Annotated in this window: 22 protein-coding genes; 7 read left to right on the top strand and 15 right to left on the bottom strand. The window is 63.7% G+C overall.

Annotated features, from left to right (window positions below; translation table 11 throughout):
* Positions 1-31: 31 nt before the first annotated feature.
* From NP534_RS10925 to NP534_RS10880, 10 genes are all read right to left on the bottom strand, one after another.
* Entirely contained in the window at positions 32-1,219 is a 1,188-nt protein-coding gene (locus NP534_RS10925; protein ID WP_033701805.1) for an ATP phosphoribosyltransferase regulatory subunit, read from the bottom strand.
* 301 nt (positions 1,220-1,520) lie between these two features.
* Entirely contained in the window at positions 1,521-2,390 is an 870-nt protein-coding gene (gene hflC / locus NP534_RS10920; RefSeq protein ID WP_033701806.1) for a protease modulator HflC, read from the bottom strand.
* Positions 2,390-3,571 carry an FtsH protease activity modulator HflK gene (gene hflK / locus NP534_RS10915; RefSeq protein ID WP_033701807.1) on the bottom strand — a complete coding sequence of 394 codons (1,182 nt, stop codon included), beginning with the start codon at positions 3,569-3,571 and terminating at the stop codon, positions 2,390-2,392. The genes hflC and hflK overlap by 1 nt, the downstream gene beginning before the upstream one ends.
* 96 nt (positions 3,572-3,667) lie before the next feature.
* Positions 3,668-4,969, bottom strand: coding sequence for a ribosome rescue GTPase HflX (hflX, locus tag NP534_RS10910; protein ID WP_033701809.1), 1,302 nt, complete (start codon positions 4,967-4,969; stop codon positions 3,668-3,670).
* A gap of 12 nt (positions 4,970-4,981) precedes the next feature.
* On the bottom strand, positions 4,982-5,242 hold the full coding sequence (gene hfq / locus NP534_RS10905; RefSeq protein WP_003258160.1) for an RNA chaperone Hfq: 261 nt from the start codon (positions 5,240-5,242) through the stop codon (positions 4,982-4,984).
* Between the two features lie 94 nt (positions 5,243-5,336).
* Positions 5,337-6,308, bottom strand: coding sequence for a tRNA (adenosine(37)-N6)-dimethylallyltransferase MiaA (gene miaA / locus NP534_RS10900; RefSeq protein WP_047582306.1), 972 nt, complete (start codon positions 6,306-6,308; stop codon positions 5,337-5,339).
* Between the two features lies 1 nt (position 6,309).
* Positions 6,310-8,208 carry a DNA mismatch repair endonuclease MutL gene (gene mutL / locus NP534_RS10895; RefSeq protein ID WP_274098728.1) on the bottom strand — a complete coding sequence of 633 codons (1,899 nt, stop codon included), beginning with the start codon at positions 8,206-8,208 and terminating at the stop codon, positions 6,310-6,312.
* Positions 8,205-9,638, bottom strand: a complete 1,434-nt coding sequence (locus NP534_RS10890) for an N-acetylmuramoyl-L-alanine amidase (protein WP_156311294.1) — start codon at positions 9,636-9,638, stop codon at positions 8,205-8,207. Before NP534_RS10890 ends, mutL begins: the two co-directional genes overlap by 4 nt.
* A 20-nt stretch (positions 9,639-9,658) precedes the next feature.
* The gene (gene tsaE / locus NP534_RS10885) at positions 9,659-10,123 is read right to left on the bottom strand and encodes a tRNA (adenosine(37)-N6)-threonylcarbamoyltransferase complex ATPase subunit type 1 TsaE (RefSeq protein WP_033701813.1); all 465 of its coding nucleotides are present in this window, start codon (positions 10,121-10,123) and stop codon (positions 9,659-9,661) included.
* Positions 10,111-10,971: an NAD(P)H-hydrate dehydratase gene (locus NP534_RS10880; RefSeq protein WP_274098727.1), complete on the bottom strand. Its 861-nt coding sequence runs from the start codon at positions 10,969-10,971 to the stop codon at positions 10,111-10,113. Before NP534_RS10880 ends, tsaE begins: the two co-directional genes overlap by 13 nt.
* A 65-nt stretch (positions 10,972-11,036) precedes the next feature.
* On the opposite strand from NP534_RS10880, the gene queG reads away from it, so the two are divergent.
* Positions 11,037-12,101 carry a tRNA epoxyqueuosine(34) reductase QueG gene (gene queG / locus NP534_RS10875; RefSeq protein ID WP_274098726.1) on the top strand — a complete coding sequence of 355 codons (1,065 nt, stop codon included), beginning with the start codon at positions 11,037-11,039 and terminating at the stop codon, positions 12,099-12,101.
* Between the two features lie 25 nt (positions 12,102-12,126).
* Here the strand turns inward: queG and NP534_RS10870 are convergent, their stop codons facing one another.
* Entirely contained in the window at positions 12,127-12,738 is a 612-nt protein-coding gene (locus tag NP534_RS10870) for a trimeric intracellular cation channel family protein (RefSeq protein ID WP_033701817.1), read from the bottom strand.
* A 91-nt stretch (positions 12,739-12,829) separates the two neighbouring features.
* Positions 12,830-13,372 (bottom strand): oligoribonuclease, encoded by a 543-nt coding sequence (orn, locus tag NP534_RS10865; RefSeq protein WP_033701818.1) that lies wholly within the window; start codon positions 13,370-13,372, stop codon positions 12,830-12,832.
* A 141-nt stretch (positions 13,373-13,513) separates the two neighbouring features.
* Between orn and rsgA the strand changes: the two genes are divergently transcribed.
* Together rsgA and NP534_RS10855 are read left to right on the top strand one after the other, a co-directional pair.
* Positions 13,514-14,545 (top strand): small ribosomal subunit biogenesis GTPase RsgA, encoded by a 1,032-nt coding sequence (gene rsgA / locus NP534_RS10860; protein ID WP_186652753.1) that lies wholly within the window; start codon positions 13,514-13,516, stop codon positions 14,543-14,545.
* Between the two features lie 122 nt (positions 14,546-14,667).
* Entirely contained in the window at positions 14,668-15,147 is a 480-nt protein-coding gene (locus NP534_RS10855) for a molecular chaperone Tir (protein WP_274098725.1), read from the top strand.
* 116 nt (positions 15,148-15,263) lie between these two features.
* Here the strand turns inward: NP534_RS10855 and motB are convergent, their stop codons facing one another.
* On the bottom strand, positions 15,264-16,289 hold the full coding sequence (motB, locus tag NP534_RS10850; protein ID WP_274098724.1) for a flagellar motor protein MotB: 1,026 nt from the start codon (positions 16,287-16,289) through the stop codon (positions 15,264-15,266).
* 3 nt (positions 16,290-16,292) lie between these two features.
* Entirely contained in the window at positions 16,293-17,144 is an 852-nt protein-coding gene (motA, locus tag NP534_RS10845) for a flagellar motor stator protein MotA (RefSeq protein ID WP_033701822.1), read from the bottom strand.
* A 130-nt stretch (positions 17,145-17,274) separates the two neighbouring features.
* On the opposite strand from motA, the gene NP534_RS10840 reads away from it, so the two are divergent.
* From NP534_RS10840 to asd, 3 genes are read left to right on the top strand one after another with little or no spacing between them, the layout of a single operon-like run.
* Entirely contained in the window at positions 17,275-18,810 is a 1,536-nt protein-coding gene (locus NP534_RS10840) for an HDOD domain-containing protein (RefSeq protein WP_186652761.1), read from the top strand.
* A 44-nt stretch (positions 18,811-18,854) separates the two neighbouring features.
* On the top strand, positions 18,855-19,664 hold the full coding sequence (locus tag NP534_RS10835; protein ID WP_274098723.1) for a rhodanese-like domain-containing protein: 810 nt from the start codon (positions 18,855-18,857) through the stop codon (positions 19,662-19,664).
* A 9-nt stretch (positions 19,665-19,673) separates the two neighbouring features.
* The gene (asd, locus tag NP534_RS10830) at positions 19,674-20,537 is read left to right on the top strand and encodes an archaetidylserine decarboxylase (protein WP_033701827.1); all 864 of its coding nucleotides are present in this window, start codon (positions 19,674-19,676) and stop codon (positions 20,535-20,537) included.
* Between the two features lie 46 nt (positions 20,538-20,583).
* Here asd and serB read toward each other — a convergent pair whose 3' ends face one another.
* Positions 20,584-21,798, bottom strand: a complete 1,215-nt coding sequence (serB, locus tag NP534_RS10825) for a phosphoserine phosphatase SerB (RefSeq protein WP_274098722.1) — start codon at positions 21,796-21,798, stop codon at positions 20,584-20,586.
* Between the two features lie 135 nt (positions 21,799-21,933).
* Between serB and NP534_RS10820 the strand changes: the two genes are divergently transcribed.
* Complete coding sequence (locus tag NP534_RS10820; RefSeq protein WP_274098721.1) at positions 21,934-23,397, top strand: histidine kinase; 1,464 nt, start codon at positions 21,934-21,936, stop codon at positions 23,395-23,397.
* The last annotated feature ends 83 nt before the right edge of the window (positions 23,398-23,480 follow it).

Genomic DNA, 23,480 nt, shown 5'->3' with positions numbered 1-23,480 from the left:
TTGGTTGCCGGCCTACTGCCGACGCAGAAACTCACTGGGTCAGCGGCAGAACCTGCCAGCGCCCGTCTTGCTGAATCAATTGCCGATCACAATCCGCCTCGAGAGCAGCACTCAACGGCTGGCCAGGCAAAGCCTGGACCACACGCTGGCCCTCGTTGCGCAACTGGCAGACCTGCTGCCAGAGGGCCGCGTCGCCACTGTCAGGCATCCAGATGCCGCCAGTTGGCAATACGACCTCCGCTCGCCCCAGTGTGACCAGGGTCTTCAAATCCGTGGAGAATCCGGTGGCCGGGCGTGCCCGGCCAAAATCGGCGCCGATGTCGTCATAGCGACCGCCCTGAGCGATCGATTGACCTTCGCCCGGCACGAACACGGCGAACACCACGCCGGTGTGGTAGTTGTAACCACGCAGCTCGCCCAGGTCGAAGTACAGCGGCAGGTCCGGGTAGCGCGACGCCAGGCGATCGGCGATCGCCAGCAGGTCGTCCAGCGCCGCCAGCACGCTGGCCGGGGCACGGCCCAGGCGCACGCGGGCTTCGGCCAGCACTTCACGGCCGCCGCACAGCTCGACCAGGGCACGCAGCATGTTGCCCAGGTCTTTAGGCAGGTCGGCAGTCAGTGCCTGCACTTCATCGACCGACTTGCGCTGCAGAGCATCGAACAGCTGCTGCTCGACCGCACCCGACAGCCCGGCGGCACGCGCCAGGCCGCGGTAGATGCCGACATGGCCGAGGTCCATGTGCACATCCGCGACGTCGGTCAGTTGCAGCGTGGCGAGCATCAGGCTGATGACTTCGACATCGCTGGTGGGGCTGGCATCGCCGTACAGCTCGGCACCCAGCTGGATCGGGCTGCGTGAGGTCGACAGTGCACGCGGCTGGGCGTGCAGCACGCTGCCGGCATAGCACAGGCGGCTCGGGCCTTCACGGCGCAGGGTGTGGGCGTCGATACGCGCCACCTGCGGGGTGAAGTCGGCACGGAAGCCCATCAGGCGTCCGGACTGCGGGTCGACCACCTTGAAGGTGCGCTGATCCAGGTCCTGGCCGGCGCCGGTTAGCAGCGACTCCAGATACTCGATATGCGGGGTGACAACCAGTTCGTAGCCCCAACTCTGGAACAGGTCCAACACCTGGCGACGCGCGATCTCGATGCGCGCAGCCTCAGGTGGCAGTACTTCCTCGATGCCATCTGGCAGCAGCCAGCGGTCTACCGTTGCCATTACGCCATTTCCCCTCTGGTCCGGGCGGCCTGCCTGTGGCGAGCCGTCAGTAAAGCAGGTATCGGCGCACAGCAGCGGGCAGCACTGATCCCAGCGCAGCCACCGTACCCAATACCCTCGAATTGCCTTGCGACCTGACCAAACCGTCAACTGGCCGTGTGCCAATCAACCTTGCAGACGCAAAAAAGCCGGGAAATTTCCCGGCTGCCTCATCATACACCCCTTTTCATTCAGGATGCACCCCGCCTGGTGTTTTAGCTGCCAGGCGGGGCGTTACCCCAATGAGAACGGGCTCAGAGCATCAAGGCTTGCTCTTGTCCAGGTAGCGGAAGAACTCGTTCTTCGGGTCCAGGACCAGCACGTCGCTCTTGCTGGAGAAGCTTTCGCGGTACGCCTGCAGGCTACGGTGGAACGCATAGAAATCAGCGTCCTGGGTGTAGGCCTTGGCGTAGATGGCGGCCGCCTGGGCGTCACCGTCACCGCGGGTTTCTTCAGCTTCACGGTAGGCTTCGGCCAGCAGTACACGGCGCTGACGGTCGGCATCCGCACGGATACCCTCGGCCAGTTCGTTACCCTTGGCGCGATGCTCGCGAGCCTCACGTTCACGCTCGGTGCTCATACGGTCGAACACGCTGCGGTTGACTTCCTTCGGCAGGTCGATGGCCTTGACGCGAACGTCGACCACCTCGATACCCAGCTCCTTGTTAGCCATACGGTTCAGCGAAGCGGTGATGTCAGCCATCAACGCGTCACGCTCACCGGAGACCACTTCGTGCAGGGTACGTTTACCGAACTGGTCACGCAGGCCGCTTTCCAGACGACGCGACAGACGCTCGTCGGCGATCTGCTTGAGGCCGGACGTGGCGGTGTAGAAGCGCTCGGCATCCTTGACGCGCCACTTGGCGTAGGCGTCGACCATGACCGCTTTCTTCTCCAGGGTCAGGAACCGCTGGGTCGGAGCATCAAGGGTCATCAGACGGGCGTCGAACTTGCGCACCTGGTTCACATAAGGAACCTTCACATGCAGGCCTGGCTGGACATCCGCCTGGACCACACGGCCGAATTGCAGCAGCACGGCGCGTTCGGTCTGCGACACGATGTAGAAGCAGTTCCAGGCCACGACGGCCAGCACCACAGCGGCGATCAGGGCGATCAGCGATCTATTGCTCATCAGCGGCTCTCCCTAGTGCGCAGCGGCTGTTGTTGCTGTTGCAGGTCCTGCGCCGCACGCGCGGCCGCATCGTTGACCGACGCAGACACGCTGCTGGTCGGTGCGGACGTGTTGCGGCTGCCTTCGACCATCTTGTCCAGCGGCAGGTAGAGCAGGTTGTTCTGCCCGTCCTTGGTTGCCACCATGACCTTGCTCGAATTGCTGTAGACCTCTTGCATGGTTTCGAGGTACAGACGCTGACGGGTCACGTCAGGTGCCTTGTGGTACTCGGTAACCAGCTTAGTGAAGCGGTCGGCCTCACCCTTGGCGCGGGCAATCACTTCGTCGCGGTAACCGTTGGCATCCTCGATGATGCGCTGGGCCTGACCACGGGCTTCCGGCACCACGCCATTGGCGTAGGACTCGGCCTGGTTGCGGGCGCGCTGCTCATCTTCACGGGCGCGGATCACGTCATCGAAGGCTTCCTGCACTTCACGCGGGGCTGCCGCGCTCTGTACGTTGACCTGGGTGACGGTGATGCCGGTGCGGTAGTTGTCGAGGAAGCGCTGCAGGCGCTCGCGGATGTCCACGGCCATCTGCTCACGGCCTTCGGTCAGCACCTGGTCCATCGAGGTGGAACCCACCACGTGGCGCAGGGCACTGTCGGTCGCATGCTGCAGGCTCACCTCTGGCTGGTCGACGTTGAGCACGAAGTCCTGCAGGTTGGTGATCTTGTACTGGACGGTCAGCGGCACCTCGACGATGTTCTCGTCTTCGGTCAGCATTTGCCCCTGCTTGGTGTAGGCACGCTCACGCGTGACGTTTTCCAGGTACTTGCGATCGATCGGCGGGAAGTAGATGTTCAGGCCGGGACCTACCGTCTCGTAGTACTTGCCGAAGCGCAGCACAACGGCCTGCTCCTGCTCGTCCACCACGTACACGGCACTGTACAGCCAGATAGCCGCCAGCACCGCCAGGCCAATGCCCAGCAGGCCGTAGCCGCCACCCCTGCCGACATTGCGGTCACCGCCGCCACGTTTCTTGCCGCTGCCGAACATGCCGTTCAGGCTGTCCTGCAGTTTGCGGAAGGCCTCGTCCAGATCCGGCGGACCTTTCTTGTCACCACCGCCGCCACCGCCACCACGGCGGCCGCCCCAGGGATCCTGATTGTTCGAGTTGCCACCCGGCTCGTTCCAAGCCATAGCGCTCTCCATCTGATAAAGCAAAGACGCGCCCACGGCGCGCCGTCCAATGCTACAGAATGCCTGTCACTGCTGCCCGGCGACCTCGACGAGCATTTATTGCAAAGTGTGTTGCTCGACAAACACTTGCGGCTCCATGCCTTCGCGACTGACCAGACGATTCAACTCGACCCTGGGCAGTCGCACGCTCAGCAGGCTGCGCCCTTCTTCATCATGCTCTTCACTCTGCACCGCCCCCAAGGCAAAGAATTGCGCGCGCAAGCGGGCAAAACGCTGCTCCAGGCACAGGGTGCCGACAAACAGATCATCCCCCAGCAACTCGGCAATCGCCTGGCCAACCAGCTCCAGGCCACGCCCGTCTCGTGCCGATACCCAGACCCGCTCCGGCTTGCCATCGGCATCGCGCTGGATCTGCGGCTCGACATCTTCGAGCAGGTCGAGTTTGTTATACACCTCGAGGATCGGCAAGCCTTCGGCGCCGATCTCGCCCAATACCGCCAGAACCTGTTCGATCTGCTCCATGCGGTCGGGCTCATGCGCGTCGATCACATGCAGCAGCAGGTCGGAGTTGCTCGACTCTTCGAGCGTAGCCCGAAAAGCCTCGACCAGCTTGTGCGGCAGGTGGCGAATGAAGCCGACAGTGTCGGCCAGCACGATCGGCCCAAGGTCATCCAGCTCGAGTCGGCGCAAAGTCGGGTCGAGGGTGGCGAAGAGCTGGTCGGCGGCGTAGACATCGGATTGAGTCAGGGCGTTGAACAGGGTGGACTTGCCGGCGTTGGTGTAACCCACCAGCGAGACCGACGGCAGCTCGGCGCGGCGTCGGCCGCGGCGGGCCTGTTCGCGCTGACTACGCACTTTTTCAAGGCGTGCCTTGATCTGTCGCAGGCGCACCCGCAGCAGGCGGCGGTCGGTTTCCAGCTGGGTTTCACCCGGGCCGCGCAGGCCGATACCGCCTTTTTGCCGCTCAAGGTGCGTCCAGCCGCGTACCAGCCGCGTGCTCATGTGCTCGAGCTGGGCCAGTTCGACCTGCAGCTTGCCTTCATGGGTACGCGCCCGCTGGGCGAAGATATCGAGAATCAGCCCGGTGCGATCAAGTACGCGACACTCGAAGACACGTTCGAGGTTGCGTTCCTGGCTGGGCGTGAGGGTGTGATTGAAAATCACCAGGTCGACCTCATCGGCTTTGACCCGGTCGCGCAATTCTTCGACCTTGCCGCTGCCAATCAGGTATTTGGCTGTAGGCTGATGCCGTGACACGGTCACCAGCGAGACGATGTCCGCCCCGGCCGACAAAGCCAATTCCTGAAACTCCTGCGGGTCTTCGCGCGCCTCAGGGTTCTGTCCTTCCAAGTGAACGAGCAGCGCCCGCTCACCACCACCGTGGCGCTCAAAGAACAATGCAGGCTCCTATCAGGCGTTGCCTGGCTCGCTGTCACCGTGTTCGGAATCGGACGGGCTTGGCAGGCGAACCGGACGAGCAGGCACCACAGTCGAAATGGCGTGCTTGTACACCATCTGGCTGACGGTGTTCTTCAGCAGCACCACGAACTGGTCAAACGATTCGATCGAGCCCTGCAGCTTGATCCCGTTGACCAGGTAAATGGAAACCGGAACCTTTTCTTTTCTCAAAGTGTTCAAGTAAGGGTCTTGTAGCGAATGCCCTTTTGACATATGCCGCACTCCTGTAAGGATAAATAATAGAAAATCAAGAAAATCGATAAATTAGGCCGCCCCTTCGCAAGAATAGACGGCAATTAGCAGGGACTCAGCTCAATATGGAGACGCTTCCCAGGTATTTCAAGGTGCGGGACAGATTGTCGCAGGCCAGGCTGTCGAGCCAGTGGACGTCGGACCAACCGCGCAACCAGGTGAACTGCCGCTTGGCCAGCTGGCGAGTGGCAATGATACCGCGTTCTCGCATCTCATTCTCACTTAGCCTGCCATCCAGGTAGTCCCAGACCTGCCTGTACCCCACTGCCCGTATAGACGGCAACCCGGCGTGCAAGTCACTTCTGGCTCGCAGCGATCGGACCTCGTCGATGAAGCCCTGTTCCAGCATCTGCGAAAATCGTAACGCAATTCGCTGATGCAAAATGTGACGATCTGTAGGAGCAATCGCCAAACTCGCGACAGTATAGGGCAAATGTCCGTCAGCGCCTGCGTCTGCGCCGCGACTTTCCGCGTATTGACGCTGGCGATGAGCCGTCATGCTCTCGCCACTGACCCGGTAAACCTCAAGTGCACGTATCAGCCGCTGCGGGTCATTCGGATGGATGCGCGCCGCTGATTCCGGGTCCACTTCGGCCAGCTGACGGTGCAATTCGGCCAGGCCCAGTTCGCGCGCCTGGGCTTCCAGCTCGGCACGCACACTGGCGTCGGCCGGCGGCATGTCCGCCAGGCCATCGATCAAGGCTTTGTAGTACAGCATGGTACCGCCGACCAGCAGCGGGATCTTGCCGCGCGCGGTGATTTCGGCCATGGCCTGCAAGGCATCGGTGCAAAAATGTGCAGCGGAGTAGCTTTCGGCCGGGTCGAGAATGTCGATCAACCGGTGTGGGTGAGCCGCCAGCAGCTCTTTGGAAGGCTTGGCGGTACCGATGTCCATGCCGCGGTAGACCAGCGCCGAATCGACACTGATCAGTTCGCACGGCAGGGCCTTGGTCAGCTCGATGGCCAGGTCGGTCTTGCCGGCCGCCGTCGGGCCCATGAGGAATATTGCTGGGGGCTTGCCGCTCATGTCATCGACCGCGCAGGAAAAGTTTGTCCAGGTCGTCCAGGCCCATCTGGGTCCAGGTCGGCCGGCCATGGTTGCACTGGCCGCTGCGCTCGGTGCTTTCCATGTCGCGCAGCAGTGCGTTCATCTCGGGGATGGCCAGGCGCCGGTTGGCGCGCACGGCGCCGTGGCAGGCCATGGTGCCGAGCAGTTCGTTGAGGTGCGCTTGAATACGGTCACTGGTGCCGTATTCCATCAGGTCGGCGAGCACATCCTGTACCAGGCGGTTGGCCTCGGCCTGCTTGAGCAACGCCGGGATCTGCCGGATCGCCAAAGTCTCGGGACCCAGGCGCTGCAGCTCGAAGCCCAGGCGCTGGAACCACTGGGCGTGTTCCTCGGCGCAGTCGGCTTCGCGCTGGCTCATCGCCAGCGATTCGGGCACCAGCAGTGGCTGACCGCTCAGGCCTTCGCTGGCCATGGCCACCTTGAGCCGCTCGTACATGATCCGTTCATGCGCAGCGTGCATGTCCACCAGCACCAGGCCGACGGCGTTCTCGGCCAGAATATAGATGCCCTTGAGCTGGGCCAGGGCGTAGCCCAGCGGTGGAATGTCGCCCTGGCTTTCGGGCAGCGCCGACGGCGTCTCGGCGCCGTCGGCCAGCGGCTTGTAGAACTCGCGATAGACGGCTTGCGACTCGGCTGCCGGCAACGGCTGGGACGGGCGCGGGCTGTACTGGGACTGATAGCCCGCGCCACTGCCACCATTGGAAATCGAAAACTGCGGTGCCCGAGGCTGTTCAAGCACCGGCGAGGCCAGGCGCATCTCACCCTGAGGCCCGAACTCACCGGCCTGTTGGCCACTGGGGCGAACGATTTCGGCAACGGCGGCGGGCGCGGCCAATTGATCTTCCGGGCGCACATCGGCCAGAGCACGGTGCAAGGTACCGTAAAGGAAGTCGTGCACCGAACGCCCTTCGCGAAAGCGCACTTCGTGCTTGGTCGGATGCACGTTGACGTCGACGCCGTTGGGCTCAAGCTCCAGGAACAGCACGAAGGTCGGGTGCCGACCATTGAACAGCACGTCCCGGTACGCCTGGCGCACAGCGTGGGCCACCAGCTTGTCGCGTACCGCCCGGCCGTTGACGAAGAAGTACTGCAGGTCGGCCTGGCTACGCGAGAAGGTCGGCAGCCCTACCCAGCCCCACAGCCGCAGGCCATTGCGCTCGACATCGATGGGCAGCGCCTGCTCCATGAAGCCAGCGCCGCAAATGGCGCCGACCCGCCGCGCACGGGCGGTTTCATCATGGGCCTCGTGCAGGCTGAGGATGCTCTTGCCGTTGTGGCGCAGGTGGAAGCCGACATCGAAGCGGGCCAGGGCCAGGCGCCGGATGACTTCCTGCAGGTGGTCGAATTCGGTCTTCTCGGCCTTGAGGAACTTGCGCCGCGCCGGGGTGTTGAAGAACAGGTCACGCACTTCAACCGACGTACCGACCGGGTGCGCGGCAGGCTGCACGCGCGGGGTCATGTCGCGGCCTTCGGTCTCGACCTGCCAGGCCTCGCCGGCAGTGGCCGTGCGAGACGTCAGGGTCAGGCGCGCCACCGAGCTGATAGAGGCCAGGGCCTCACCCCTGAAACCGAGGCTCAGCACGCCTTCGAGGTCTTCCAGCTCACGGATCTTGCTGGTGGCGTGACGGGCCAGGGCCAACGGCAGGTCGTCGGCGGAGATCCCGCCGCCATCGTCGCGCACGCGCAGCAACTTGACCCCACCCTGCTCAACTTCGACATCGATGCGCCGGGCACCGGAGTCGAGGCTGTTCTCCAGCAGCTCCTTGGCCACCGAAGCCGGGCGCTCGACCACTTCACCGGCGGCAATCTGGTTAGCCAGCCGCGGGCTTAGCAGCTGGATGCGCGACCCACCATTCATTGCTGCGAAGCCAGTGTGGTGGCCGGCACATCGAGACGCTGGCCGACCTTCAGCTCATCGGTCTTGAGGCTGTTGGTGCTGCGCAGGCTGGCCACGCTGACCTGATAACGAACCGCAAGCATGGCCAGGGTTTCGCCAGGGCGCACGGTGTGCTCACGTGGGCCGGCAGCGATCTTGCCGGTGTCACGCAGCCAGGCGATGTAGGTGCCAGGCGGCGGATTCTGCTGAAAGAACTGCCGCACGCCGGTGTGGATCGAGCGGGCCAGGGCCTGCTGGTGGCTGCGGGTAGCCAGTTTGGCCGCCTCGTTGGCATTGGAGATAAACCCGGTTTCAACGAGGATCGACGGAATATCTGGCGATTTCAGCACCATGAAGCCCGCCTGTTCCACCCGCTGCTTGTGCAGGGAAGTGACGCGGCCCATGTTGCCCAGCACCTTCTGCCCGACATTGAGGCTAGAGCTGAGGGTGGCGGTCATCGACAGGTCGAGCAACACGCCAGCCAGCATGCGGTCCTTGTCGTCGAGGCTGACGTTGCCAGCACCACCGATCAGGTCGGAGCGGTTTTCCGTGTCGGCCAGCCAGCGCGCGGTCTCGGACGTGGCACCACGGTCGGACAGGGCGAATACCGACGCACCGAAGGCGGCCCTGGATGGCGCGGCGTCGGCGTGGATCGAGACGAACAGGTCGGCGCCCTTCTTGCGGGCGATCTCGGTGCGTTTGCGCAACGGGATGAAATAGTCACCGGTACGGGTCAGCTCCGCGCGGAAGCCCTTCTCGCTGTTGATCTGGCGCTGCAGTTCCTTGGCGATCTGCAGCACGATGTCTTTTTCGTGCTGCCCGCGCGAGCCGGAGGCGCCCGGGTCTTCACCGCCGTGACCGGCGTCGATGGCGACCACGATGTCACGCTTGCCACTAGGCACCGGTGGCAGCTTGATGGCCGGCTGGGCCGGGCTCACCGGCACGGCCGGCGTGGTCGCAGGCGTTTGTACTGGCACAGGCGGTGGGGTCGGCGTGCTGGCGGCGACGGCATCGGCCTCCTGGTCGTACAGGTCGACCACCAGGCGGTTACCGTACTGGGCATTGGGCGCGAGGGTGAAGCTCTTGGGTGTGACCGACTTTTTCAGGTCGACCACAACGCGCAGGTCGGTAGGCGTGCGCTGGGCCGAACGCACGCTGCTGATTGGTGTATTGGACGTGGCCACGTTCAACGGCGCGGCCAGGGTCGCGCCATTGATGTCGATGACCAGGCGATCAGGTGCGCTGAGGGTGAAGACACTGTGCTGCACGGGGCCAGACAGGTCGAAGACCAGCCGCGTGTTGTCCGGCGCGCGCCACAGGCGCACGCTCTTGACTTGTGTGACGGCCAGAGCCTCAACGGTCACCGTTGTCAGCAGCAGACCAACGATGGCGACCAGTGCGCGTATGCGCATACCTACCCCACTTTCTGTTTTTAGTGTTTGCCCAGTGCCACGCACCAGGCCTCGCCGCGAGCCCCCTGCGGCGAAAGGTTCAGCGAGCGTCCGCGCGCTTGGGGGCTTATGGTAATGGTCAGGTCAGGCTTTGGCAAAACGCCCGCACCCTTTTCTGGCCACTCGAACAGGCACAATGCATCGCCATCGAAGTAGTCACGAATGCCCATGTACTCCAGCTCCTCCGGATCGACCAGGCGATACAGGTCGAAATGGAAAGCGCGCACGTCTCCGATCTCGTAAGGCTCGACCACGGTGAAGGTCGGGCTCTTGACTGCACCAGTATGGCCCAGGCCGCGGATCAGGCCACGCGAGAGCGTGGTCTTGCCAGCCCCCAGGTCACCTTCGAGAAAAATCACGCCGTGACCGCCGGTCACTTCGGCAAGCCGCGCACCAAACGCGACCATGGCCGCTTCATCGGCCAAAAACAAGGTTAAGCCAGACACGCAGAATGCTCCTCCAACAACTCACGAATGACCGGCGCCAGATCACTGGCTGCCAAGCCTCTACCCTTGACGCCCAGGCGCTCACCGGCACAGGCATGCAGCCAGACACCCAGGCAAGCCGCCGGCCAGGCCGCCATGCCCTGAGCCAGCAGCGCCGCCAGCACGCCGGTGAGGACGTCGCCCAGGCCTGCACCGGCCATGGCTGGGTGCCCACGGTCACAGCGTGCCAATTGCCCGCCAGGGTCGGCCACCAGGGTGCCGGCGCCCTTGAGCACGCAGACGCTGGTATAGCGGCGGGCGAGCTTGCGAGCAGCGCCCGGACGGTCGGCCTGAACGGCCTCGGTGGAAATCCCCAGCAACCGCGCCGCCTCCCCAGGGTGCGGGGTCAAGATGCTGCCACTGGGCAGGGCCAGCGGCGTGCGCGCCAGCAGGTTCAACGCATCGGCATCCCACACCTGCGGGCGCTCGGCATTGGCCACTGCCGACAGCAGGCTGCGGCCCCATGCGCCCTGCCCCAGCCCCGGGCCGACCACCAGCACCGAGGCGCGCTCCAGCACGCCCATCAGCTGATTGGCCGAACTCACGCCCAGGCACATGGTTTCTGGCAGGCGGGCCAGGCTCGCACCGACATGTTCCGGCCGCGTTGCCACGCTGACCAGGCCCACGCCACAGCGCAGCGCCGCCTCGGCACTGAGCAGCACCGCGCCGCCGGTGCCGAGGTCGCCACCGACCACCAGCACATGGCCAAAATCACCTTTATGGGCATGCGCCTGCCTTGCCGGCAGGTGCGCGACGGTCACGCTGCTGAGCAGTTGCGGGGCATTACCTGGGTGTTTGGTCTGGGGCATGGGGTCAAAGGCTCCAATGTCTGGCAGAATTATACGCACCTGAGCCCGTATTGCCTTGCCCATCCATGTCCGCTTGCACACTTGACCTCGCCGCACTGGCCCAATCGATCAAGAATTGGGGCCGAGAACTCGGTTTTGCCCACGTCGGCATCGCCGGTGTGGACCTTGGCGAGCACGAACAACACCTGCAACGCTGGCTCGACGCTGGCTACCAGGGCGAAATGGAGTACCTGGCCGCTCACGACGGCAAGCGTGCCCACCCTGACCAGTTGATCCCCGGCACGGTACGGGTGGTGTCGCTGCGCATGGACTACTTGCCAGGCGACACGCAGATGGCGCAACGCCTGGCCCAGCCAGAAAAGGCCTACGTATCGCGCTACGCCCTTGGCCGCGACTACCACAAGCTGGTGCGCAAACGCGTGCAGCACCTGGCCGATCGCATCCAGGAAGACATTGGCCCGTTCGGTTACCGGGCGTTCGTCGACAGCGCCCCGGTGCTGGAAAAGGCAATTGCCGAGCAAGCCGGGCTGGGTTGGATCGGCAAGAACACCCTGCTGCTCAATCGCAAGGCCGGTAGCTATTTCTTCCTTGCCGAGCTGTTCGTCGACCTGCCGCTGCCGGTGGACGAAGCACATACCAGCGAGCACTGCGGGCGCTGCCAGGCGTGCCTGGACATCTGCCCGACCCAAGCATTTGTCGGCCCCTATGTGCTGGATGCCAGGCGCTGCATCTCGTACCTGACCATCGAGCTGAAGGGTGCGATTCCCGTCGAGTTGCGTTCGATGATGGGCAACCGAGTGTTCGGCTGCGATGACTGCCAGATCGTCTGCCCGTGGAACCGCTTTGCCCGGCCCACCCAGGAGAGTGACTTCCAGCCCCGGCATGGGCTGGAGAATGCCGAGTTGGCCGAGATGTTCCTGTGGGATGAAAAGACCTTTTTGCGCAAGACCGAAGGCGGGCCATTGCGGCGAGCGGGGTATGAACGCTGGCTGCGAAACCTGGCGGTGGGGTTGGGCAATGCCCCTTCGACGATTCCGGTGCTGGAGGCCTTGAAGGCCCGACGGGATGACCCGTCGCCACTGGTGCGTGAGCATGTCGAGTGGGCGCTGGAGCGTCACGGACAGGTGTAGGTGGGGTCAGGCGGGCGAGGCCCCCTCACTGCTGATCGTTGTAATGAAACTTGGGCATTTCCCAATGAAACCTGATCGCCAGCAAACGCAGCAGAAACCCGCCAAACAAGGTCAGCAACGTCGCCTGCTCCGCCGGCAGCTGAAAGTGCACGCAGCCCAGATAGAACCATGCCGCCGCAAACGACACGCTGGCATACAGCTCCCGGCGGAACACCAGCGGGATGTCGTTACAGAAGATATCGCGCAAGATCCCACCGAATACCCCGGTGATCACCCCGCTGATCGACGCCACCAGCATGCCCTGGCCCATCTCCAGCGCCGTCATGCAACCGATCAAGGTAAACGCCACCAACCCCAGGGCATCGAGCACCAGGAACAATGAACGCAGGCGGCGCATCATCGGTGCGATGAAAATGGTCAGCAGTGCCGCACAGCTGGTCAGTACCAGGTACTCCGGGTGCTTGACCCAGGTCAGCGGGTAATGCCCAAGCAGCACGTCACGCACCGAGCCACCGCCCAGGGCGGTGACGCAGGCAATCAGCACCACGCCAAACCAGTCCATGCCGCGGCGGCCGGCAGACAAGGCACCGGTCATGGCTTCAGCGGTGATGGCAATGAGGTAGAGCATCAACAACATGGTGCGAGTCCGTGCGAGAAAGGCGCGCAGTCTAACCAGTTGCCCGAGGCACCAAAAGAGGGCGAAGACACAATATCTGCGCCCTTTCGGCTCACACCTTGATGAAGTGCTCGCGGTAGTGGCGCAACTCGGCGATCGACTCGCGGATATCGTCCAGCGCCAGGTGGGTGCCGCCCTTCTTGAAGCTGTCGCGAACATTCGGCGCCCAGCGTGCGGCCAGCTCCTTGAGGGTCGAGACGTCGAGGTTGCGGTAGTGGAAGTAGTTTTCCAGGTTGCGCATATGGCGATAAAGGAAACGGCGGTCCTGGCAGATGCTGTTGCCGCAGATGGGCGACTTGCCTTTGGGTACCCACTGCTCGAGGAAGGCGATGGTCTGCGCCTCGGCCTCGGCCATGCTGACGCGGCTTTCGCGCACACGCTGGGTCAGGCCCGAGCCGCCGTGGGTACGGGTGTTCCACTCGTCCATGCGCGCCAGCACTTCGTCACTGTGGTGAATGGCGATCACCGGGCCTTCGGCCAAGGTGTTCAGATCGCTGTCGGTGACAATCGTGGCCATCTCGATGATGACGTCGCTGTCCGGATCCAGGCCGGTCATTTCCAGGTCGATCCAGATCAGGTTCTGTGGGTTATGCATGCAGGGGCTCCTCGTATAGGCCGTCATAGTAGCCTAGCGGGGGCGGCCGGCGCATGCGCGGCGCAAAGGTAAGCCCAATGGTCGAGCGCCCGGCGTGCTAAACTGCCTGCCGTTTTCAATCTGTCCCAGCACGGAACCTTCATGGCCAAACGCCAGCTCAATCGTCGCCAAAACTGGCGTATCGAAAAAATCCAGAACGAGCGCGCCGCTCGCGCCGCCAAACGCGAGCAGCACACGCTGCAGGAACTGGAGGGCGGCGACCTGGGGCCAGAACAACTGGGCCTGGTGATTGCCCACTTTGGTGTGCAGGTCGAGGTCGAGGCCCAGGACGGCGATACGGCCGGCCAAGTGTTCCGTTGCCACCTGCGGGCCAACCTGCCCGCACTGGTCACAGGCGACCGTGTGGTCTGGCGTGCAGGTAACCAGGGCATCGGCGTGATCGTCGCGCAGATGCCGCGCAGCACCGAGCTGTGCCGGCCGAACAACCACGGCCAGCTCAAACCGGTAGCGGCCAACGTCGACCTGATCGTGATCGTCTTCGCGCCAGCGCCCGAGCCACACCCGAACCTGATCGACCGCTACCTGGTAGCCGCCGAGCATGCCGGCATCCGCCCGCTGCTTTTGCTGAACAAGGCCGACCTGATCAACGACGAGAACGGCCCGGCCCTGCATGCGCTGCTCGAAGTCTATCGCGACCTCGGCTACCCCTTGCTGGAGGTTTCTGCCCACCAGGGTGATGGCATGCAGCGCCTGCAGCAGATGCTGGACGGGCACATCAGCGTGTTCGTCGGCCAGTCGGGCGTGGGCAAGTCGTCCCTGGTCAACAGCCTGCTGCCGGCCGCCGACACCCGCGTCGGTGACCTGTCCGAGTGGTCGGGCCAGGGCACGCACACCACCACTACCGCGCGCCTGTACCACTTCCCCAACGGCGGCGACCTGATCGACTCGCCGGGCATTCGCGAATTTGGCCTGGGCCATGTCAGCCGCGATGACGTGGAAGACGGTTTCATCGAGTTTCGCGACCTGTTCGGCACCTGTCGCTTCCGCGACTGCAAGCATGACCGCGAGCCAGGCTGCGCACTGCTCCAGGCACTGGACGATGGCCGTATCAAGCAGCAGCGCATGAACAGCTACCGCTCGATCATCGCCAGCCTGCCGGAAGACAGCTATTGATCAGCCTGTTTTGTAGGAAGTATTACCGGGGCATGTAGGACCGCTCCGGTTTTACCGTCATCTATTGCCCCTTCTACTGCTTTCGCTGATGGTCATGCCTTCTATCAGGGAGGGCAACCGCCATGCCGGTTCTTATCAGCTACCGCCACGAAGAGCGGCTCGATGCGTTCATCCTCAATGAGCGCCTGCTGCTCGAAGGCATCGCTACCCAAGTGGTGCAGCTTGACAGCGAAGGGCAGACCCGCGATGACCTGCATGGCAGTTTCTGCCAGCAGATGAGCGATGCTACTCATTGGGTCGGGGTGCTCCCCGCCGACGCTGCCGAAGACTGGTGGACTGCTTGGCTGCTGGGGGCTGCGGCAATGGCCTGCCGCCGTATCAGCTTCTATCGCAAAGAACTAGCGCCACTACCGGAATGCCTGGGCAGGTGGCCGTGCATGCGTGAGCGGGCGCATATCGACCTGTTCGTGCGGGCCTATCATGACGAGCGCACGTTCGAGCGGGCCATGCCACTGCCGCCAGGGCGAGGGTTGGGTGCTGACAGGGATAATGCCGATTTCTTTCATGCCGATCTCAAGGCCAAGATCCGCCGGGGGTTTTGACGGCCATGTGATGGCTGGCACCGGCTTCGCCGGTGTTCGCGGGGCAAGCCCGCCCCCACAGAGGCACAGCTATCAATGCGATAACTGTTTCTCTATCGGAGCGGCTGCGCGAGGGGTTACTGCTCTTTGGCGTCGTCCATCTTCAGCGTCCCATCTTCGAAGATGTTCAGCTTCTCGCGCAGCTCACGCGGCTGCATCGGTGCCTGCTCGGCCTCTGGCACAGCCGGGGCCGAGGCGCCGGGGGCGGTGTCGGCAGGTGCTGCGGGCTCGGCCGGCGGCGCTTCGGGCGCGGCCTGCTCACCCTCGATGTTGCGCTGGGCCTTCTTGGTCAGCACGATGATGTCGATGCGCCGGTTGACCGGGTTGAACGGGTCCTTGCGGTCGAACAACGACGACGAGGCGTAGCCCACCACCCGGGCCACCTGCCCGTCCGGATAGCCGCCTGCGACCAGCGCGCGCCGCGCCGCGTTGGCACGGTTGGCCGACAGTTCCCAGTTGCCGAACTCACCGGTGCCGGCAAACGGCTTGGCATCGGTGTGGCCACTGATGCTGATCTTGTTCGGCACCGCCTTGATGGTGTCGGCCATGGCCAGCAGGATGTCCTCGAAATACGGCTGCAAACGCGCACTGCCGATGTCGAACATCGGCCGGTTCTCGGCATCCATGATCTGGATACGCAAGCCGTCCTGAGTGATCTCGAACAGAATCTGGTCCTTGAACTTCTGCAGCTGCGGGTTTTCCTCGACCTTGTTCTGCAGTTCCTGCAGCAACAGCTCGAGGCGCTCGCGTTCGACCTGCTCGGCCATGGTCTCGACCTGGTCCTTGCTCAGTTGCACGCTGGATTCAGGCGTCGGCTCGGACTTCACTTCAGGGTTGATGGTTTTTTCCGGTGCCATCTCGGGCGAACCGCCCAGGTCGATGACGTAAGGCGTGCCACTCTCGGAAAAGCCGATCGGGTCCTTGAAATAGCCGGCAATGGCGATCTTCTGCTCAGGCGTGGCTGTGGACAACAGCCAGAGCACCAGGAAAAACGCCATCATCGCCGTGGCGAAGTCGGCAAAGGCGATTTTCCAGGCGCCGCCATGGTGGCCGCCGCCGAAGCGCTTGACGCGCTTGATGATTATCGGCTGATTGTTCTCCATGACTCAGCGACCGCGAACCGCTTGTTCCAGCTCGGCAAAACTTGGGCGATGCTTGGGGTAAAGCACCTTGCGACCGAACTCGACAGCCAGGGACGGTGGCATGCCCGAGGCCGACGCGACCAGCGAGGCCTTGATCGACTCGTACAGGTTGATCTCTTCCTTGGCATCGTGCTCCAGGCACTTGGCCAACGGGCCGAAGAAGCCATAGGCCGCCAGGATACCGAAGAAAGTACCGACCAGTGCCGCACCCACGTGCATGCCGATGGCCGCCTGGTCGCCTTCGCCGAGCGAGGCCATGGTCACCACGATGCCGAGTACCGCCGCAACGATACCGAAGCCCGGCATGCCGTCGGCAATGCCGTTCACCGCATGGGAGGGGTGTTCGAGCTCTTCCTTCATGCTCAGCAGCTCCATGTCGAACAAGCCTTCGAGCTCGTGCGGGGCCATGTTGCCGGTGGACATGATGCGCAGGTAGTCGCAGACGAACGCGGTCATGCGCTCATCCGCCAGTACGGTGGGGTACTTGGCGAAGATCGGGCTGGCCGCAGCGTCCTCGATATCACTCTCGATGGCCATCATGCCTTCACGACGGCTTTTGTTGAGGATCTCGTACACCAGGCCCAGCACCTCCAGGTAATAGGCGTGGGTGAAGCGCGAGCCGAACATCTTCATCGACTTCTTGATGACGTGCATGGTCATGTGGCCAGGGTTGGCCTGCAAGAATGCACCGAAGGCCGCACCGCCGATGATCAGTACTTCGAACGGCTGGATCAGCGCCGCGATCTTGCCGTGGGAGAGCACGTATCCGCCGAGCACGCTCGCGAATACGACGATGATGCCGATAATTTTAGCCATAGGTTCAAAGCACTTGCTGTCGTGGTCAGGGTGAGAGACGGGAGCTTTAAAACTCTTCTTCTACTTATCGGCAGAACTGCGCCAGACTATAGCCACTCAAAGCGAAAAGCCAGTTCGGACTGATGTCAAAATGCCAATTGAAACCAAGGTGCCCGCTCAGCCGCCACGTACGTTAGAGGCCTGGGTAAAGCTGCTGGAGAGTGTTCGTATACCTGTGCCGAAACAGAGTTACGACCGGGTATTGGCTGCGATAAACGACAGCCGCCGCTCCCTGCGCGATATCGCCGAACTGATGCAGGATAGCCCGGCACTGGTGCTTTCGGTCATGCGTGAAGCCAATCACCCGGCCAACGCCAGCCAGGCCGAGCCCGCCGAGAGCCTGGAAATTGCCCTGAACCGGCTGGGCCTGACGCGTATCGAGCAGTTGCTCAAGCGCCTGCCCTCGCTGCCAGCCGACGAGGTCCCGCCGGTACTGGGCCAGTTCCAGCTGATCAGCCAGCACGCCTCGCAGCAAGCCAGTGGCCTGTTCGCCAGCCGCCTGGCGCGCTTGTGGCAAGAAATCCACTGGGGCAGCCTGCTGTTCCTCGCCCCGCTCTGGCCGCTGGCCCTGGCCTACCCGAAGCTGCTCGACACCTGGGAGCTGCGGGTTATCCACAAGGGTGAGAAAGCCGCCGAGGTGGAGCAGGAACTGTTCGGTGTGCGCATCATGGCGCTGTGCCAGACCATGGCCGAGTACTGGCGCCTGCCGCAATGGGTGACCCAGGGCTACCGCATGTTGCTGGATGAACGCGAGCAACTGGCGCAGGTGTTCAACATTGCCCGCGATCAGGACGTGCTGAGCCAGCAACACCGCCTGGATGAGGAGCCCGGCCTGCGCCGCTGGTTCAACCAGCCGGCCAATACCGTGCTGCTGGCCAACGGCCTGGCCCTGGCGGCGCAGGTGGGCTGGGACAACCCGCACCTGCTGCGCTGGCAGTTGCTGACCGCGCTGTACCTGCAGACGTCGCTGGATGACGTGCAGCAGCAGGTTCACCAACAAGCGGCGGCCAGCGCCCGGCGCCATGCCCACCAGGCGCTGTTCCACCCGGCCGAAGCGCTGATCTGGCCCTGGCAGCAACGCCGCCCCCACCCAGGCATGCTGGCGCCACCGCCGCCCAGCAGTGAAGAACTGAACCGCTGGCGCACGCTGTGCCAGGACCTGCTGGCGCAGCCAAGCCCGTTCACCAATACCGTGCACCTGGCCACCCAGGCCCGCGAGGCCCTGCTGGCCTGCGGCATGCAGCGCATCATGCTGCTGACCCTGGACAAGGCGACCGACTACCTGCGCGTGCAGCAGACCGCCGGCCTGCCCAAGGAAGCCGCGGCCATGGCCTTGCAAGTGCCGCAAAGCAAGCTGCTGCAAAAACTGATGAGCAAGGCCGGGCAACTGCGCCTGACCCCGGAAAACCACGGCCAGTTCTCGGCCCTGCTGCCTGCACCGCTGCGCGCCCTCTTCCGCAGCGAGCACCTGCTGCTGCGCTCGCTGGCAGTCAACGACCAGGTCCTGATGCTGGCGGTGGCCGACCAAGGCGGCAACCCCCTGGCCGATATCAGCGTGCAAGCCTTTGGTAAAACCGCGCAATGCATCGAGCGCGCGCTGTCCGTGTTTGCCAACCGCAAGGGCTGAGCCTTGCGCTACAATCGCCCCTCTTTCCACACTGGAGACCGTGGATGACTGACTTTTCCGGCCTGCCCCTGGTGATCGAAGCCGCGGATCTCTTGCCGCGCCTGGGTTCACCGCACTTGATCCTGGTGGACCTGAGCAGCGCAAACCGTTATGTCAGCGGGCACATCCCCGGCGCCCGCTTCGTCGAAGGCAAGCGCACCCAGCTGGGCCTGCCACCAGCGCCGGGCCTGCTGCCGGCACTGGCCGACCTGGAAAAACTGTTCAGCGAGCTCGGTCATCGCGACGATGCCGTCTACGTGGTCTACGACGATGAAGGCGGGGGCTGGGCCGGGCGCTTCATCTGGATGCTCGACGTGATCGGCCACAAGGCCTACCACTACCTCAATGGCGGCATTCAGGCCTGGCCGGCGGACACGCTCTGCACCGACGTGCCGGCAAGCGGCAATGCCACCGTGCGCCTGCAGGTGCACAGTGAGCCAACGGCCACCCGCGAGTATCTGCAAAGCCGCCTGGGCGCCGATGACCTGGTCATCTGGGACGCCCGCGGCCCGCTGGAGTACAGCGGCGAGAAGGTGCTGGCGGCCAAAGGCGGCCACATCCCCGGCGCGGTCAACTTCGAGTGGACGGCCGGCATGGACCTCAACGACCACTTGCGCATCCGCCACGACATCGCCGAAGTCCTGCAAAAGCTGGGCATCACGCCCGACAAGGAAGTGATCACCCATTGTCAGAGCCACCGCCGCTCCGGTTTCACCTACCTGGTGGCCAAAGCCCTCGGTTACCCACGCGTCAAGGCCTACGCTGGCTCGTGGAGCGAATGGGGCAACCACCCGGACACGCCTGTTGAAGTTTAAGGAACCTGCATGAAATCCCGTTTGTTCATCATCAGCCAGTACCTGCTGCCGCACCACCTGCTGTCGCGGCTGGCCGGCTGCATTGCCGAGTGCCGTGCACGCTGGTTCAAAAACGCCTTCACCGCCTGGTTTGCCAAGCGCTACCAGGTGAACATGTCCGAGGCCCTGGTCGAGGACTTGAGCGCTTACGAGCACTTCAACGCGTTCTTCACCCGCGCCTTGAAGCCCGGCGCCCGCCCGCTGGACGAAACCCCCGGTGCCATCCTGTGCCCGGCCGACGGTGCTGTCAGCCAGCTAGGCCCGATCGAGCACGGCCGCATCTTCCAGGCCAAGGGCCACGGCTACAGCGCCCTGGAGCTGCTGGGTGGCGACCCGGCCCTGGCCGCGCCGTTCATGGGCGGCGAATTCGCCACCATTTACCTGTCGCCGAAGGATTACCACCGCGTGCACATGCCGCTGGCCGGCACCCTGCGCGAGATGGTGTATGTACCGGGTCGCCTGTTTTCGGTGAACCAGACCACGGCCGAAAACGTGCCCGAGCTGTTTGCCCGTAACGAGCGCGTCGTCTGCCTGTTCGACACCGAACGCGGCCCGATGGCCGTGGTGCTGGTAGGTGCGATGATTGTTGCTTCGATCGAGACGGTCTGGGCCGGCCTGGTAACGCCGCCCAAGCGTGAGTTGAAGACCTTCCGTTACGACGAAGCCAGCCGTGCGCCGATCCACCTGGAAAAAGGTGCCGAGCTGGGCCGCTTCAAACTGGGCTCGACCGCCATCGTGCTGTTCGGGCCAGAGCAGGTGAAGTGGGCTGAAAGCCTGGGTGCCGGGTCGGCAGTGCGCATGGGCCAGCAGTTGGCAGCGCCTGCGCAGGCTTGATCGCCTTGTAGAAGCTGGGGCTGCTGTGCAGCCCCGGTCGTTCAGATCAACCGCGCGCGTCGCGGTCGCGCAGGCCCAGCAGATACAGCACCCCATCCAGCCCCAGGGTGGAAATCGCCTGCTTGGCCGATTGACGCACCAGCGGTTTGGCGCGGAAGGCCACGCCCAGGCCGGCCAGCGACAACATTGGCAGGTCGTTGGCGCCATCCCCCACGGCGATGGTCTGGTCCAGCTGCAAGCCCTCTTCGCGGGCCAGTTGCTGCAGCAGTTCGGCCTTGCGCTGAGCATCGACAATCGGCTCCACGGCAACGCCGGTCACCTTGCCGTCGACCACTTCCAGCTCATTGGCGAACACATAGTCGATACCCAGGCGCGCCTGCACCTGCTTGGCGAAGTACGTGAAGCCACCGGACAGGATCGCAGTCTTGTAACCCAGGCGCTTGAGCTCGGCGAACAGGTTCTCGGCACCTTCGGTCAGGCGTAGCGACGCACCGATCTCATCCAGCACCCCTACATCCAGGCCTTTGAGCAACGCCATGCGTTCCTTGAAGCTGGCGCGGAAGTCCAGCTCGCCCCGCATCGCCCGCTCGGTGATCGCTGCCACCTGCTCGCCAACGCCAGCGGCCTTGGCCAACTCGTCGATGACTTCGGCCTCGATCAGGGTCGAGTCCATGTCAAATACCGCCAGGCGGCGGTTGCGGCGGAACAGGTCGTCCTTCTGGAAAGCGATATCGACACTCAAGGCTTCTGCCAGGGCGAAGAAATCTGCACGCAATGCCTGGGCATCGCTCGGCACGCCGCGCACAGAGATCTCGATGGCTGCCTTGCCCTTCTCGGTCTCGGCATCCAGCCCCACGCGGGCGGACAGGCGTTCGATGCGCTCGATGGTCAGGCCATACTGGCTGATGACCGCACTGACGCGCTGCAACTGCTCAGGGGTGATCTTGCGGCTGAGCAGGGTGACGATATGACGCGCCTCACCGTGGCCATCGGCCCAATGCTGGTAATCCGCCTCGGATATCGGCGTGTAACGGGCCTGCAGATTCAGTTCGTGGGCCTTGGCCTGCACGCTTTGCAGCAGGCGAGTGGCCACTTCGTTGTCCGGGATATCGACCAGAATGCCGAACGACAACGTGCCGTGCATGACCGCCAGGCCGATGTCGAGAATGCTCACACCGCCCTGCAGCAGGACGCCAGTGATGGCCGCAGTGAGACCGGGACGGTCTTCACCTGTGATGTTGATCAGGACGATTTCGCGCAAGACCGGACTCCGACTTCGATGAAAAATGCGCATTCTACCGATTTTCAGTGACCATCGGGCGCGAACGATGCTTTGCCGACAAAACCGGTGTCGCTATACTGCCCAACACTTTTATGCCATTAAGAGCCGAGCGCTGTGAACCGGCCCACCCCCGTCAAGCCAGACAACTTCTTCCTGATGATCTATCGTGCCCTGAGTCAACGTCGCGTCCCTCTGGCGCTACGCATCGCCTGCACCAACCTATTCCTGGTGGCACTGGCGCTGGTCATCTATGCCTGTGTGATGGGCCTGCAGTTCAAGCAGGCCATGCACGAGCAGGCCGACGCGCTCGGCCAGAGCCTGACCACGCAGACGGCCACGTCGGCCACCGAGCTGTTGGTGTCCAACGACATCCTCAGCCTCAACGTGCTGCTGGGCAACCTGGTGAAAAACCCGCTGGTGGCCCATGCGGCCATCTACAGCGTGGACAACCGCATCCTTGCCGAGGCCGGCCAGCGCCCGCGCAACAGCCTGCTGGGCGAAGCCGAAGGCCTGTACCAGACCAAGATCACCTTCCAGGACGTCACGGCAGGGCAACTGCGCATCAGCCTGGACATGAGCCAGTTCCAGCAGCCGATGCTGATCAGCCTGCAGAGCATGGGCATCCTCGCCGCCATCCTGCTGGCCCTGGCGCTGAGCCTGAGCCTGCGCCAGGCGCGCCATATCACCACACCGCTGCTGCAGTTGCGGGTGTGGCTGCGCGACCCGCAGCCCTATACGCCGGCCACCGACCGCCAGGACGAGATCGGCGATATTGCCCGCCAGCTGCACACTCGCCTGGCTCCGCCGCCGCCACCTGAGCCAGAGCCGGAAGAAGAGGACGACGAAGACGACTTCGACGACCTGCACGATCACGCGCCGGCCCCTAAGACTGCGCCGCGCGCGAAGGTTGTCGCCCAGGCTGACGAAGAGGACGACGATGCCTTTGCCGGGCTGCTGGACAACGACGAAAGCGCGCCCAAGCCTGTGCCATACGATTCGGACGAGCCGCAGAACAGCGCCGTACTGGCCGTTCAGCTCGGCTCCCAGGAGCAGCTGCGCCGCCTGCCGCGCACGCGCCTGACCGAATTATTGGAGCGCTACCGCGACTGCCTGGAACAGGCCGCTTCGCTGTATGACGGTGAAACCCACACGCTCAACGACGGCAGCACCTTGGTGCTGTTCCACAGCCGCGACTGTGGCGAGGACTACCTGACCAATGCGATCTGCTGTGGCGAATTGCTGCGTGCACTGGGCCATGCCTTGCAGATCGAAGTGGCCGACAGCGGCATTACCCTGCAACTGCAACTGGGCCTGGCACTGGGTAACGACCTGCAAGGGTTGGAGCTGGTCGACCTGCTGATGGCAGAAAAAGCCCAGGATGCCCTGGCGCTGTCGCAGCACAGCCGTAACCTGCTGCTGGTGGAGCGCCAGATCAGTGATGACGCGCTGATTCGTCAGCGCGCGCGGATTCGCCCGATTGCCAGCCCGGAAGGCGCTTGCTGTGTAGAGCGGTTGATGGAGCCGTATCCGTCGATGCTGGAGCGGCAATTGGCGCGGATGCACGAGCGCCGGGCCTGACACAAAGGCCGCCTTGCCGGGGCGCCGGACCGGTCGGAAAGGGCTGCGCAAGGCCCTTGTAGGAGCGTGCAGCAGATACAAAA

This window comes from Pseudomonas sp. 39004 (genome assembly GCF_028682155.1).
GTDB classification, from domain to species: Bacteria; Pseudomonadota; Gammaproteobacteria; order Pseudomonadales; family Pseudomonadaceae; genus Aquipseudomonas; species Aquipseudomonas capeferrum.
Note: the sequence above shows the minus strand (reverse complement) of the source record. Positions and strands in the feature narration are given on the sequence as shown.